General features: G+C 75.1%; 13 protein-coding genes. 9 read left to right on the top strand and 4 right to left on the bottom strand.

The genetic code is table 11. The annotated features are described in order from the left end of the window. Positions 1–59: 59 nt before the first annotated feature. Positions 60–470, bottom strand: coding sequence for a hypothetical protein (locus BMZ16_RS16505; protein ID WP_089802505.1), 411 nt, complete (start codon positions 468–470; stop codon positions 60–62). Further along, positions 455–1,111 (bottom strand): nucleotidyltransferase domain-containing protein, encoded by a 657-nt coding sequence (locus tag BMZ16_RS16500; RefSeq protein ID WP_089802503.1) that lies wholly within the window; start codon positions 1,109–1,111, stop codon positions 455–457. Before BMZ16_RS16500 ends, BMZ16_RS16505 begins: the two co-directional genes overlap by 16 nt. 231 nt (positions 1,112–1,342) lie before the next feature. Between BMZ16_RS16500 and BMZ16_RS16495 the strand changes: the two genes are divergently transcribed. Further along, positions 1,343–2,110, top strand: coding sequence for an alpha/beta hydrolase (locus tag BMZ16_RS16495; RefSeq protein ID WP_089802501.1), 768 nt, complete (start codon positions 1,343–1,345; stop codon positions 2,108–2,110). 77 nt (positions 2,111–2,187) lie between these two features. Further along, complete coding sequence (locus BMZ16_RS19425; RefSeq protein WP_177199751.1) at positions 2,188–2,331, top strand: hypothetical protein; 144 nt, start codon at positions 2,188–2,190, stop codon at positions 2,329–2,331. 69 nt (positions 2,332–2,400) lie between these two features. Here BMZ16_RS19425 and BMZ16_RS16490 read toward each other — a convergent pair whose 3' ends face one another. Further along, on the bottom strand, positions 2,401–3,141 hold the full coding sequence (locus BMZ16_RS16490) for an alpha/beta fold hydrolase (protein ID WP_089802499.1): 741 nt from the start codon (positions 3,139–3,141) through the stop codon (positions 2,401–2,403). Positions 3,142–3,231: 90 nt separating this feature from the next. Between BMZ16_RS16490 and BMZ16_RS16485 the strand changes: the two genes are divergently transcribed. The 7 genes from BMZ16_RS16485 (at position 3,232) to BMZ16_RS16455 (ending at position 12,612) form a co-directional block, all read left to right on the top strand. Beyond that, a complete protein-coding gene (locus tag BMZ16_RS16485; protein WP_089802497.1) occupies positions 3,232–4,203 on the top strand; it encodes a helix-turn-helix transcriptional regulator in 972 nt (323 codons plus the stop codon). A 206-nt stretch (positions 4,204–4,409) separates the two neighbouring features. Further along, positions 4,410–5,864 carry a pyridoxal phosphate-dependent decarboxylase family protein gene (locus BMZ16_RS16480; protein WP_089802496.1) on the top strand — a complete coding sequence of 485 codons (1,455 nt, stop codon included), beginning with the start codon at positions 4,410–4,412 and terminating at the stop codon, positions 5,862–5,864. Continuing rightward, a complete protein-coding gene (locus BMZ16_RS16475; protein WP_255366761.1) occupies positions 5,861–7,228 on the top strand; it encodes a lysine N(6)-hydroxylase/L-ornithine N(5)-oxygenase family protein in 1,368 nt (455 codons plus the stop codon). The genes BMZ16_RS16480 and BMZ16_RS16475 overlap by 4 nt, the downstream gene beginning before the upstream one ends. Then, positions 7,225–7,935, top strand: a complete 711-nt coding sequence (locus BMZ16_RS16470; RefSeq protein WP_089802494.1) for a GNAT family N-acetyltransferase — start codon at positions 7,225–7,227, stop codon at positions 7,933–7,935. The genes BMZ16_RS16475 and BMZ16_RS16470 overlap by 4 nt, the downstream gene beginning before the upstream one ends. After that, on the top strand, positions 7,932–9,815 hold the full coding sequence (locus BMZ16_RS16465) for an IucA/IucC family protein (RefSeq protein ID WP_089802492.1): 1,884 nt from the start codon (positions 7,932–7,934) through the stop codon (positions 9,813–9,815). The genes BMZ16_RS16470 and BMZ16_RS16465 overlap by 4 nt, the downstream gene beginning before the upstream one ends. Continuing rightward, complete coding sequence (locus BMZ16_RS16460; RefSeq protein WP_089802490.1) at positions 9,815–12,001, top strand: penicillin acylase family protein; 2,187 nt, start codon at positions 9,815–9,817, stop codon at positions 11,999–12,001. The genes BMZ16_RS16465 and BMZ16_RS16460 overlap by 1 nt, the downstream gene beginning before the upstream one ends. Then, complete coding sequence (locus tag BMZ16_RS16455) at positions 11,998–12,612, top strand: GNAT family N-acetyltransferase (protein WP_177199750.1); 615 nt, start codon at positions 11,998–12,000, stop codon at positions 12,610–12,612. The genes BMZ16_RS16460 and BMZ16_RS16455 overlap by 4 nt, the downstream gene beginning before the upstream one ends. Here BMZ16_RS16455 and BMZ16_RS16450 read toward each other — a convergent pair. Further along, positions 12,609–12,908: an alpha/beta hydrolase family protein gene (locus BMZ16_RS16450; RefSeq protein ID WP_143082871.1), complete on the bottom strand. Its 300-nt coding sequence runs from the start codon at positions 12,906–12,908 to the stop codon at positions 12,609–12,611. The genes BMZ16_RS16455 and BMZ16_RS16450 overlap by 4 nt on opposite strands. Between the last annotated feature and the right edge of the window lie 90 nt (positions 12,909–12,998).

Below are 12,998 nucleotides of genomic sequence, written 5' to 3'. Positions count from 1 at the left end.
CGAGTCGTCGTCCCGGCGCGGGGGCTGCCTGGGGACGGCGGTGTCCGCACGACGAGCAGTCACATACCTCGCGAGTCGACCGCGTCGACCAGGGACCGCGCGTCCCTGACGGCCTGCTCTGCGGTGGCACGGGTGCAGAACGTGCCGTACTGCAGGACGGTCTTGTCGCTGAGCAGCCGTCCGAGCTTGTTGGCGAGGCGCGGCCCGTCGGGCTCGACGGTCCTGAGCAGGGTCGTCGCTGCCCGATGGTCGTGGTCGGCCGCGTGCTGCCCGAGTGCCTGCCCGCACAGGGCGTCGCTCGCCGCGATCGCGGCGAGGACCGCGTTCGATGCCGCGGCCTGCGCCTCGGACGAGCGGTCCGGGCGGAGCCGGCACATCTCCAGGCGCTCCGCGGCGATCTGCAGGTGCTCACGGGCCAGTGCGGCTCGCTCGCGGGCCTGCGACAGGTTCATGGTCACGACGCGGGCCATGGGGCTCCGTTCAGCCGAGCGACGACGTCCGGCCCGACGAGGGTGCGAGCGTCAGTCCGCCAGGAGGCGACCATCGGGTCGTCGTTCGTCACGAGGTCGTCCAGGCGCGATCGAGAGGTCGCGTAGACGTTCGTCTCGTTACCCGTCGCGTCCTGGACCTGGGTGATCAGCTGGACGATGAGGGAGGAGATGCGGTCGTCCGTGTCCTCGCCGCTCCTGGTGACCAGCAGCAGGTCGATGTCGGAGTCGGGTCGGTTGTCGCCCCGCGCGGTGGAGCCGAACAGTGCGACCGTCGTGTCGTGCGCCTCGTCGGCTCCCAGCTCGTCTCGCACGACGGACGCGATCAGGTCCGTGAGCGCCTGGAGCACCCCGTCGACACTGCGCATGAGCTGGTCGATGGCCGGCCACAGGAGGTGACGGCGGTTCGCGACGTACAGCACCGCAGGCGGCGCCGGCCGGCTCGTGACGAGGCCCTGCATCTCGAGGCGTCCGATGGCGTTGCGGACGCCGGGGTTCGACGCCGACGGGATCAGCGTCGCGACCCGTGACCCGCTCAGGGGCATGCTCGTGCGCGCCAGTACCTGGAGCACCCGGCCCTCGAGGCTCGGGATGACAGCGGTGATCGGGTTGTTCAGGTCCACTCGCCACCTCCGTGTCTGCTATCAAAGTATCAGATCTGCTAGTCGGCTATCATATCCGTCCTCTCAGCCTCGTCGTCGGCGTGAACCCCCGCCAGTGACGTGAACACCACCACGTGCGATGGACGCGGGTTCCCGCACATGGGTCCGCACTCTGCGGGTGGTGCTGTGGCTTTCCGGGGGTGGGGGCAAGGGCTACCGTCGAGGTGGATCCCGACGGAAGGGTCGCCGACGATGGCGCTGCTGACCTGCCACTTCTTCTCCGAGGCGCTGGGTGTGAGCACGGCCGCGACCGTGCTGCTGCCCGAGTCGGCGCGCGGCCAGATCGGCATGGGTGGCGCCGACGTCGAGGGCCCGCCGCCCGTGCTGTACCTGCTGCACGGGCTCTCGGACGACGAGACGATCTGGACGCGCCGCACGTCGATCGAGCGGTACGTCGCCGAGCGCGGGATCGCGGTCGTCATGCCGCGTGGTGGCCGGTCGATGTACGCGGACGAGGTGCACGGCGGCGGGTACTGGACGTTCCTGACGCAGGAGCTGCCGCGTGCGGTGCAGCAGTTCTTCCGCGTGTCGGACCGGCGCGAGGACACGTTCGTCGCCGGGCTGTCGATGGGCGGGTACGGCGCGTTCAAGTGGGCGCTGCGCGAGCCGTGGCGGTTCGCGGCCGCGGCGAGCCTGTCGGGCGCGCTGGTCGTCGGCGGGGAGCGGGCGGGGTTCGTGCGCGACGAGCTCGTGCCGCACGTGTGGGGCGGCGCCGACCCCGCGGGCACCGACGACGACCTGCTCGCGCTGCTCGACCGCGCCGACCCGGCGGACCTGCCCGCGCTGTACGCGACGTGCGGGGCGCAGGACGAGCTGCTCGACACGCAGCACACGTTCGTCGAGCACGCCGCCGCGCGGGGCGTCGACGTGGACGCGCACGTGCACCCCGGCGACCACGACTGGGCGTACTGGGACGAGCACATCGTGCGCGTCCTGGACTGGCTGCCGGTGCGGCGCTGACCCCCGGGCGGCAGACCCCTCCCCGGGCGGGGTGGGCCGAGCGCGGCTAGCGTCGGGCGCACCCACCTGGAGGTGCCATGAGCAGCCCGATCCCCGACCCCGGAGCCGTCCCGGACGAGCCGAACTTCTCCGACCTGCCGTCCGACGACCCGCCCGCGCCGGGCGAGCCGGTGCCCGCGAACCCGGATGTCGAGCCCGAGGGCGACCCGACGGGCGACTGAGCGCCGACCGCCGGGTCGCGGTCGGAGGTCGGGGCCGCTGCCCGCGGCGACCGCCCCGTCCGCGGGCGCTCAGCGCCCGGCCGCCCCCAGCACCTCGGCGAGCTGTGCCGGTCGGCTCACCATCGGCCAGTGCCAGGTCGGGAGCTCGACGTACGTCCAGTCGCCGTCGACCATGTGCGCGAACAGCGGCACGTGGCGCGCCATCTCCTGCACCTGCTCGACGCCGAAGCTGCACAGCACCCCCGTGCGGGGCAGTCGTTCCCAGGCGCCCGTCAGCGCGACCGGCTCGGTGGCGGTCCGCCACGGCTGCGGCTGCGAGCCGGCGACCAGTGCGGCGACGGCGGCGTCGTCGACCTCGGGCACGTCGGCGGCGAGCGCGGCCCACGGCGGGGGCGGGAGCCTCCAGCCCTCGCCGTCGGTCATGACCGTGCGCTCGTTGGCCGCGCGGGCGTCGGGGCCGTCGAAGTCGGCCTGGGCCGTGCCGTCCGGCAGCGGGCCCGTGTCGACGTACACCAGGCGCGCCACGCGATCGGGCACCCGGTCGGCAGCGCTGGTCGTCACCAGCGCGCCGTAGCTGTGCCCGACAAGCACGACGTCGTGCAGGTCCTGCTCCTCGAGCTGGCGCACGACGTCGTCGACGTGGGTCGTCAGGTCCGTCCCGGGCGTGGCGAGGTGGGCGCGCTCGCCCATGCCGGTGAGGTCGACGGCGTGCACGACGTGACCCTGCTCGCGCAGCGCATCGGCGACGGGCTGCCAGACCTGGGCGCCGAGCCAGAAGCCGGGGACGAGGACGTAGGTGGTGGGGCTCATGACCCCGACGCTAGAGTCAATTGTGGACAGGATCCGCCCGGTATGCCGAACGAGTCCGACGCACCTCGGTGCGAGGCGCGGAGGAGGGTCGTGACCCGCCCGACCGCGCGCGTCCTCGCGATGCTCGAGCTCCTCCAGACCGGCCGGCGCCGCACGGTCGCCGACCTCGCCGCCGCGCTCGAGGTCGACGAGCGCACGGTCCGGCGGTACGCCGAGCACCTCGCCGACCTCGGCATCCCCGTCGAGTCGCAGCGGGGCCGGTACGGCGGGTACCGGCTCGCGCCGGGCCACAAGCTGCCGCCGCTCATGCTCACGGACGACGAGGCCGTCGCCGTCGTCCTGGGCCTCACGCTCGCGGAGCGGTCGGGCGTCGCCACCACCGGCCGCGTGGCGACGGCCAGCGCGCTGGCCAAGGTGACGCGCGTGCTGCCGCGGGCACTGAGCGCCCGGCTCGAGAGCCTGCTGTCGACCGCGCAGTTCACGGCGCCGGTCCGCACGGCCGTCCCGGCCGGCACGGACACGCTCCTGGGTCTCGCCGCCGCCGCGCAGGCGCGCCGCACCGTCGCCATCGCGTACACCTCCTGGGACGGGCGGGAGTCGCGGCGCGAGCTCGACGTCTACGGGGTGGTCCTGCACTCCGGCCGCTGGTACGTCACCGGGCTCGACCACGGGCGTGGGGACGTGCGGACGTTCCGCCTGGACCGGATCGCGTCGGTCGAGCAGGCCGGCGGCTCCTACGACGTGCCCGACGACTTCGACGCCGGTGCGCAGGTGGTGGCCGGCATCGGTGCGGTGCGGTGGTCGCACGAGGTCGCCGTCGTGCTGCGGACCACCGTGGCGGAGGCGCGCGAGCAGCTGCCGCCCAGCGTGGGGCGCGTGAGCGAGCACGCCGACGGCGTGCTGCTCGAGGCGCGCGTGGAGCGTCTCGACGGCATGGCCCGCCTGCTGGCCGGGCTCGGCTGGGACTTCGACGTGGTCACCCCGGACGCGCTGCGCGACGAGGTCGCGGCCCTGGCGGACCGCCTCCGGGCCGCCGCCGCACGCGGCGCCGCACGCACCTGAGCGAGGGTCGCGCCCCGGCGGCGAGGCGCTGACCTGGACGGACGTCCACAGCGTGAGCGTGTGCGGACGCCGGCCCACCCATCCGACGCACCGCGGACGCGCCCTTGACGGATCCTCCCGTTCGCGTAGGTTAGGCGAGCCTCACTTAGGTACACCTCACCACGCGTCCGTCCGCGGCACGCGTCCGTCCAGGGGGAGCACCACGCGTGCACGAGCTGCTGTCCGCCGCGAGCGCCGACGCCTACGTCGACGCCCTGCGTGGCACCGTCGACCGGGTCGCGACCCGGTTCCGCACCACCACCCAGCCGTTCTCCGGTGCGAGCCGCGAGCACCTGCAGGCGCTCGTCGACGCGGCCGACCTCGACGGCCCCGGCTGCGGTACGCCCGCGGCGCTGCGCGAGGTCGACGACCTGTTCGCGCAGCACGCCGTCTGGTTCCACGACCCCGCGTACACGGCCCACCTCAACTGCCCGGTCGCGCTGCCGGCGGTCGCTGCGGAGGCCGTGCTCGCGGCCGTCAACCCGAGCGTGGACACGTACGACCAGTCGACCGTCGGCACGCTGATGGAGCGCCGGCTCGTCGCATGGACCGCGGGCCGCCTCGGGTTCGTCGCCGGGGGCGGGGTGTTCACGTCGGGCGGGACGCAGTCGAACCTGCACGCGCTGCTCGTCGCCCGGGAGCACGCGCTGGTGTCGCGGCCCGGTGCCGCGCTCGCGGACCTCGTCGTGCTGGCCACCGCGTCCAGCCACTTCTCGGTGCAGCGGTCCGCGCGCCTGCTGGGCCTGGCACCCGACGCGGTCCGCCTCGTGCCCGTCGACGAGCGCGGCCGTCTGCGCCCCGACGCCCTGGCCATCGCGCTGCGGCGCATCGAGCGGGAGGGGCGCCACGCGATGGCCGTCGTCGCCACCGCGGGCACCACCGACCGCGGCTGCGTCGACCCGCTCGCCGCGATCGCGGACGTGTGCGACGCGCAGGACGTGTGGCTGCACGTCGACGCCGCGTACGGGTGCGGCCTGCTGGTCAGCCGTACGCGCCGGCACCTGCTCGACGGCGTCGAGCGCGCCCGCTCGGTGACCGTCGACTTCCACAAGGCGTTCTTCCAGCCGGTGTCGTCCTCCGCGCTGGTGGTGCGGCACGCGGCGGACCTGCGCCTGGTCGCCCACCACAACGACTACCTCAACCCCGCCGGCGAGGACGAGCCGAACCAGGTCGACGTGTCCCTGCAGACCACGCGCCGGTTCGACGCCCTCAAGCTGTGGGCCACCCTGCGGGCGCTCGGCCCGGACCGGCTGGGGGAGATGGTCGACGCGACGATCGACCTCACGGCCGCCGTGCACGACGTCGTCGACGCCGACCCCGACCTGCGGCTGCTGTCGCCCACCGACCTGTCGACCGTGCTGTTCCGGTACCAGCCCGCCGGCCTGGACGACGCCCGCGCCGACGCCCTGGTCGGGCGGGTGCGCCGGGTGCTCTTCGACTCCGGGCGTGCCCTGGTCGCCCGCACCACGCTCGACGGGCGCCCGTGCCTGAAGCTCACGCTGCTCAACCCCGCGACCACGGTCGACGACGTCCGCGGCGTGCTGGACCTCGTGCGGCAGACGGCCGCCGGCCTGCTCGAGGGCGAGGACCTGCTGCGTCAGGACGAGGCGGTGGCCCGGTGACGGCGACCCCCGCCCTGCCGACCGTCCGCCCCGACGCCCGCGTCCACGACGTCGTCGGCGTCGGCGTCGGTCCGTTCAACCTGGGTCTGGCCGCGCTCGCGGACCCCCTCGACCTCGACACCGTCTTCCTCGACCGCGCCCCGGAGTTCCGCTGGCACCCCGGGATGATGCTCGAGGGCGCGACGATCCAGGTGCCGTTCCTCGCGGACCTCGTGACGATGGCCGACCCGACCAGCCGGTACTCGTTCCTCGCGTGGCTCAAGGCCACCGGGCGGCTGTACCCGTTCTACATCCGCGAGAGCTTCTACCCGCTGCGTGCGGAGTACGACGCGTACTGCCGCTGGGTCGCGCAGCAGCTCCCGTCGCTGCGCTGGGACCGCGACGTCACGGCCGTCGAGGTGGACCCGCACGATCCCGACCTCTACGTCGTGCACGCCCGCACCGCCGACGGCGTCGAGTCGTACCGCACGCGCCACGTCGTGCTCGGCGTCGGGACGCAGCCCGTGGTGCCCGCCGCGCTGCGCGGGCTCGACGGGCCGGTGGTCCACTCGTCGCAGTACCTGCCGCACCGCGACCGGCTGCGCGCGGCCGGGTCGGTGACGGTGGTCGGGTCCGGGCAGTCGGCCGCCGAGATCTACCGCGACCTGCTCGACGCGACCGGGCCGGGCGGCCCGCGCCTGGACTGGGTGACGCGCTCGCCGCGGTTCTTCCCCATGGAGTACACGAAGCTCACGCTCGAGATGACGTCGCCGGAGTACACCGACCACTTCCACGCCCTGCCCACGGCCCTGCGCGACCGGCTCGCGCGCGAGCAGCGGAGCCTGTCCAAGGGCATCAGTGCTTCCCTCGTCGACGACATCTACGACACCCTCTACCGCATGAGCGCCGCCGGGCCCGTGCCGACGACCCTGCTGACCGACACCGAGGTGCGCCGGGCGGTGTGGGACGGCGAGCGGTACACGCTGCGGCTGCACCACGCGCAGCTCGGCGTCGAGCACGAGCGCACCACCGAGGCGCTGGTGCTGGCCACGGGCTACGCCGCACAGGTCCCCGACGTGATCGCGCCGATCGCCGACCGCCTCGACCGCGACGAGCACGGGCGGCTGGCCGTCGCGCGGGACTACTCGGTCGACGGCGGCCGCCGCCGCGTCTTCGTGCAGAACGGCGAGGAGCACACGCACGGCGTCACCGCACCGGACCTGGGTTTCGGTGCGTGGCGGTCGTCGACGATCCTCGCCGCCGTGTGCGGGCGCGAGGTGTACCCGCGCGAGACGCGGATCGCGTTCCAGGACTTCGGGGTGCCCCGGGACGGCAGCCCCGTGCCGGCCGGGACCGTCGGTGCGTCCGCCGGGACGGGCGCATGAGCACGCCACGCTCGCTGCCGACCGAGCCGCTGTCCGCCTCGACGGTCCGCGACGAGGCCTGGAAGCGCATCGGCCCGGTCCGCCTCGACCGCGTCGTCCCCGAGCGTGACGCCCTCACGCTGCACCACTGGCTCACGCACCCCGCGTCGGCGTACTGGCGGATGACGGACCTGGGCCTCGACGACGTGCTCGCCTACGAGCAGCGGCTCGCGGCATCGACCGACGAGCACGCGTGGCTCGGCCGCGTCGCGGGCCGTCCCACGTTCATGGTCGAGACGTACGACCCGTCGCGGGTGCTGCTCAAGGGCCTGTACCGGGCCCGCCCGGGCGACGTGGGGATGCACCTGCTGGTGGCGCCCCCGCAGGGCGCACCGCTGCACGGCCTCACGGACGCGGTCATGGCCGCGACCCTGCGCTTCTGCTTCGGCACGTTGCGCGCCCAGCGGGTCGTCGTCGAGCCGGACGTGCGCAACACCGCCATCGCCGCGAAGAACGCCGCCGCGGGGTTCCGCGTGGTGCGGGAGATCGACCTGCCCGGCAAGCGCGCGGCCCTGTCGGTGTGCACGCGCGAGGACTTCGCCGCGAGCCGCCTGGGCAGCCGGCCGCGCACCACCGACCCGGGCCCGGGACCCGGGCTGCGCACGCCTCCGGCGCCCGGCCCCGCCACCGTCCCGGGCGCTCGTGCCCCCCGTGAGGACCTGCGATGACCACTCCCACCGACGCATCTGCGGCGCCCACCGCGCACCACGCCGCACACCACGCCGCGCCCACCGCGCACCGGACCGTGCACGCCCCGTACCGCGTCGCGCCCGGCCCGCACCCCGCCGACCACCTGACCCCCGAGCACCTGGCCGCCGCGCAGCGGCACCTCGTCGCCAAGGCGCTGGCGGAGTTCGCGCACGAGCGCCTGCTCGCACCCGCGCGCGACCGCGCGGCCGGCCCGGACGCCTACGTCGTCGCGCTCGACACCCCGGCGGGGCAGGTCGCGTACCGGTTCCGGGCGCGGCGCCTCGCGCTGGAGCACTGGGTGGTCGACCAGCCCACCCTCACCCGGCACGTCGACGGCACCCCGGCCGACCTCGACGTCCTCGACCTCGTGCTCGAGCTGCAGCCGTTGCTGCGCATCCCCGACGACCTGCTGGCGCTCTACCTGGAGGAGCTCTCGGCGACCCTCGCGTCCGCCGCGTACAAGCGGGCGCACCCCGGGCCCCCGGTGGCGGACCTGCTGCACGCCGACCTCCCCGTCGTGGAGGCCGCGATGACGGAGGGGCACCCGGGGTTCGTCGCGAACAACGGGCGGATCGGCTACGGCGTGAGCGAGCACGACGCCTACGCCCCGGAAGCGGGCCGCGACGTGCGGCTGGTGTGGCTCGCCGTGCGGCGCGACCGCAGCCACCTGGCCCTGGGCGCCGGGCTCGACGAGGACGCGCTGTACGTGCGCGAGCTCGGTCCCGAGGTCCTCGCCGGGTTCGCCGACCGGCTGCGCGCCGTGGACCTCGACCCGGCCGACTACCGCTACCTGCCGGTGCACCCGTGGCAGTGGGAGCACAAGGTCGCGGTGACGTTCGCCCCCGACGTCGCGCGCCGCGCCCTGGTGCTGCTGGGCGAGTCCGTCGACGCGTACCGCGCGCAGCAGTCGATCCGCACGTTCCTCAACGTCACGACCCCGCACCGCGACTACGTGAAGACGGCCGTCGCGATCCAGAACATGGGGTTCCTGCGCGGCCTGAGCCCGGCGTACATGCGCGCGACGCCCGCGATCAACGACTGGGTCGCCGACCTCGTGCACACCGACCCGGAGCTGGCCGCGTGCGGCGTGCGCGTGCTGCGCGAGCACGCGTCGGTCGGGTACACCGGCGACGTCTACCACCGCACACCGCAGCCCAACGCGCACCGCAAGATGCTCGCCGCGCTGTGGCGCGAGTCGCCCGTGCCGCTGCTGCGGCCCGGGCAGCGTGCGGCGACGATGGCCGCGCTGCTGCACCGCGACGCGGCCGGCGACGCCTACGCAACCGCCGCCGTCCGCGCGTCCGGCCTCGACCCCGCCGACTGGCTGCGCGCCTACCTGCGCGTCTACCTGCGCCCGCTCGTGCACTGCCTGCGCGCGCACGACCTGGCGTTCATGCCGCACGGCGAGAACGTGCTGATCGTGTGGCAGGACCACGTGCCCGTCGGCGCGCTGCTCAAGGACATCGGTGAGGAGGTCGCCGTCCTGTCGAGGCGCCCGCTGCCGCCCGACGTCGATCGCATCCGCGCCGTCGTCGACGACGAAGAGAAGGCGCTCGCGATCTTCACCGACGTGCTCGACGGCGTCCTGCGGCACCTCGCCGCGATCCTCGTCACCGACGGCGTGATCGCGCAGGACACGTTCTGGGGCGTCGTCGCCGAGACGATCGACGCGCACCACGCCGACCACCCGGACCTGCCGTCGGGGGTCGACCTGCGCGCGCCGCGGTTCGCGCACTCGTGCCTCAACCGCCTGCAGCTGCGCAACACGCTGCAGATGGTCGACCTGGCGGACCAGTCGTCGTCCCTCGTCTACGCCGGGACGCTGGCCAACCCGGTCGCGCGCGACGGCGGTGCGTGATGGCGTTCGAGGTCTTCCGGGACGACTGGGGCGTGCCGCACGTGCGCGCGTCCGACGAGCACTCCCTCGCGTACGGGCAGGGCTGGGTGACCGCGCGGGACCGCACGTGGCAGGTGCAGGCCGACCGCTGGCGTGCCGAGGGTCGGCTCGCCGAGCACCTCGGGGAAGGCGGCATCGCGTGGGACGTCGTCGCGCACCGCCTGCGGCTGCCGGACCTGGCGCAGCGCGCGTACGCCGCGCTCGGCGGCGACGACCGCGCGTGGGTCGACGCGTACACGGCCGGGGTCGACGCCGGGCTCGCCTCGGCGCCGCGGCCGGTCGAGGTCGACGAGCTCGACCGGGTGCTGGGCGGCACCACGCCCGACGACCCGTGGCCGGCGTGGGCGCCGCTGGGGGTGTTCCTCGTGAACCACGCGCTGTTCTCGACGTTCCCGCGCGTGCTGTGGCACGACCACCTGGTGCGCACCGCCCGGTACTCCGGTCACCCCGGGCTCGCCGACGTCGACCCCCTGGACCTCGTGCGGCTGTTCGACCCCGCCGCCGACGGGCCGACCAGCGGCTCCAACGCGTGGGCCCTGCACGGCTCGCGCACCGGGACGGGCGTGCCGCTGCTCGCGGGCGACCCGCACCGCGTCCTGGAGCTGCCCGGCCCCTACCAGCAGATCCGCCTCGCATGCCCCGAGTACGACGTCCTCGGGCTCGCGTTCCCCGGCGTCCCCGGGCTGCCGCACTTCGGTCACACCGGCAGCGCCGCGTGGGGCATCACCAACGCCGCCGCGCACGCCGCCGAGCTGTACCGCGAGCTGCTGCTGCGCGACGACGACGGCTGGCAGGCCTTCGGCCCGCACGGCACGGAGCCCGTCACCTCCCACACCGTGCACGTGCGCGTACGCGGCGGGGAGCCGTTGACCGTCGACGTCCTGGAGACCGATCGCGGGCCCGTCGTCGTGCGCGGCATGCCGCCGGGACGCCCCCTCGACCAGGACGGCGTCGTCACCGGGGCCCTGCCGCGCGCCGGGCTGGAGGAGGCGCGGTCCGTGCGGCTGCAGGCACAGGTCGACGCGGACCTCGGGTTCGCGTGCCTGCGCCCGCTGCTGCGCGCCCGCACCGCGCACGACGTCGCCGCCGCGCTCACCGGCTGGGTCGACCCCGTCAACCGCGTCCTGGCCGCCGACTCGACCGGGACGGTGCTGACGTTCGACGCGGGCCGCGTGGCCGACCGCGCGCCGGACGACCGCCTGCTGTCGCTGCGCGCGTGGGACCCCACGCACGCACCGCGCCGGTGGCGCGCCCTGGCCGCGCCGCGCGAGGTCACGGACGTCGCCGTCGACGCGAACGAGCGACCGGCCACCGCGGACCGTGACCACGGCAGCGTCTACGCACCGGACCGCGCGGCGCGCATCACCGACCTGCTCGCCGGACGGGCGGTGTGGCGCGTCGGCGACCTGGGCGACGTCCACGGCGACACGCACTGGGCGGGGGCCGGTCGGCTGCTGCGGCACGTCGCGGGTCTCGACGGCCTGAGCCCGGCGGCCGAGGCGGTCCGTGACGCGCTGCTGGCGTGGGACCTGCACATGGACGCGGAGTCCCCGCAGGCCGCGCTGCTCGCGGACCTGCGCGCCGTGCTGGTCGCCCGCCTCGTCGAGGAGCCCGCGGTCAGCGCGCTCGGGGCCTCGCACTTCGCCGGCCCGGCGTTCGACGCGTGGTTCAGCCTGCGCGGGCGGGTCGGGGCGGCGCTGCCCGCGCTGCTCGGACGCGTCGACCTGGGCATCGACGGGCCCGCGCACGTGCGGGCCGCGCTGGAGGAGGTCGCCGCGCTCGCGGACGGCGGCACCTGGGGAGCGCGGCACATTGTGCTCCCGGCCCACCTGCTGGCGGACGTCCCGGGGGCGGCCGTGCCCGTCGTCCCGGCGCTGCCGCTCGGCGGCGACCAGGACACCGTGCGCTGCACCGGGACGGTCCCCGGCGTGACCGACGGCGCGTTCCGCGGGTCGGTGGCCCGGTGGGTGTGGGACCTGCAGGACCGGTCGCGCAGCCGCTGGGGCGTGCCGTTCGGCAGCAGCGGCGACCCGCGCAGCCCGCACTTCGCGGACCAGCACGCGACGTGGGCGGTGGCGGGGACCGTCGAGGTCGTGACCGACTGGGCGCGGCTGACCCCCGAGCCGCCGGCGGGGGAAGGGGAGTGAGCGTCGGGACGGGCGCCGTGGGCCTGACGTCGGTGTGGGCCGGGCTCCCCGGCGGGTCCGTGCTCGACGAGCGGCCCGTCGACGGCCTCGGCGTGCTGACCACCGCGGTGCTCGACCTCGACGTCGACATCCCGACGCTGCACGCGTGGTGCACGGCCCGCGGCACGGCGTTCTGGGGGCTGGGCGGGCTGACGGTCGCCGAGCTGCGGGAGACCTACGCGGTGGTCGACGCGATGGCGCACCACCACGCGCTGCTCGTGCGGATCGACGGCATGCCCGTCGCGCTCGTGCAGGCGTACGAGCCCGCGCACGACCCGGTGGGCGAGGTCTACGACGTGCAGCCCGGCGACCTCGGTGCGCACGTGCTCGTCGGTGCCCGGCCCCCACGCCCGGTCGCGGGCTACGCGCCGCGGCTGCTGCGCGCGATGTGCCAGGTGCTGGCGGACGGCACGGGCGCGACACGGATCGTCGGCGAGCCCGACGCCCGCAACGCGGCCCTGCTGCGCGTGGTGGAACGGATCGGCTTCACCCTCGGCCCCGAGGTCGACCTGCCGACCAAGCGCGCCCGCCTGACGTCCTACGAGGTCACGCCGCAACTGTCGGCGAGCTAGCCGACGACCGCCTGCGAGAGCTCGACCACCTCGTCCGCGAGGCGCGGCCCGAACCAGATCGCGTCGTTGTGGCCGGCTCCGGGCACCGCCACCTCGCCCTGCAGGTTGCCCACACGCGCCGCGAGCTCCGCCGAGAGCCGCGACGGCACGACGTCGTCGGCGGTGCCGTACAGCACGCGCACCGGGACGTCGCTGCCCGCCAGGTGCTCGGCGCTCGGGAAGCGGTCGCGCAGGATCAGCCAGGCCGAGCGCCGGTCTGCCTCGGTCGACCCCTGACGTCGACCCACGCGGCTCACGACGGCCTCCCTCGATCGGCGGCGACGGGTTCGACGCCAGCGCGCTGGACGGGTGCTTCCTGGGGCAAGGAGAGGAGGCAGCACCTGATC

This window comes from Cellulomonas sp. KH9 (assembly GCF_900114185.1).
Lineage (GTDB): Bacteria > Actinomycetota > Actinomycetes > Actinomycetales > Cellulomonadaceae > Cellulomonas.
This window is presented reverse-complemented; position numbering and strand designations above follow the sequence as displayed.

Excerpts from the sequence above, each read along its gene's own strand:
- BMZ16_RS16505 (WP_089802505.1), bottom strand. The coding sequence starts at position 470 with ATGGCCCGCGTCGTGACCATGAACCTGTCGCAGGCCCGCGAGCGAGCC.
- BMZ16_RS16495 (WP_089802501.1), top strand. The coding sequence starts at position 1,343 with ATGGCGCTGCTGACCTGCCACTTCTTCTCCGAGGCGCTGGGTGTGAGC.
- BMZ16_RS19425 (WP_177199751.1), top strand. The coding sequence starts at position 2,188 with ATGAGCAGCCCGATCCCCGACCCCGGAGCCGTCCCGGACGAGCCGAAC.
- BMZ16_RS16490 (WP_089802499.1), bottom strand. The coding sequence starts at position 3,141 with ATGAGCCCCACCACCTACGTCCTCGTCCCCGGCTTCTGGCTCGGCGCC.
- BMZ16_RS16470 (WP_089802494.1), top strand. The coding sequence starts at position 7,225 with ATGAGCACGCCACGCTCGCTGCCGACCGAGCCGCTGTCCGCCTCGACG.
- BMZ16_RS16465 (WP_089802492.1), top strand. The coding sequence starts at position 7,932 with ATGACCACTCCCACCGACGCATCTGCGGCGCCCACCGCGCACCACGCC.
- BMZ16_RS16460 (WP_089802490.1), top strand. The coding sequence starts at position 9,815 with ATGGCGTTCGAGGTCTTCCGGGACGACTGGGGCGTGCCGCACGTGCGC.